Origin of the sequence: Streptococcus sp. KR (assembly GCF_002238115.1) — a bacterium.
Taxonomy (GTDB): Bacteria; Bacillota; Bacilli; order Lactobacillales; family Streptococcaceae; genus Streptococcus.
The window spans coordinates 1-236 of record NZ_NGVM01000310.1 but is presented as its reverse complement, the minus strand read 5'-3'; the positions used below and the strand labels follow the sequence as shown (position 1 = coordinate 236).

Annotated in this window: 1 protein-coding gene; it reads right to left on the bottom strand. The window is 40.3% G+C overall.

Annotated features, from left to right (window positions below; genetic code table 11):
- Window positions 1-236: phage tail tape measure protein (locus tag CBI42_RS12080; protein ID WP_094754002.1), on the bottom strand; the 236-nt coding region annotated here is incomplete at both ends.

The window sequence follows — 236 nt, the reverse complement described above, 5'->3', positions numbered from 1 at the left end:
CCAAAAAGCTTGGTCATTTGATTAGCCGCTTTTGTCATGTAGGGCAGTAACTTAGACCCAAACATAATTGATAATTGATCCCAGGCTTGCTTGAATCGCTTCTGGGACATTTGGGCAGTTTGTGCATTCTTGTTAGCTAATCTTTGAACGTAAGTCCCAGCTTTGCTTGCTTTAGAAACATTGTTGGTTAAATCAGCCAACTGACCATTATATCTAGCTAAGATTTGAGCTGCTTG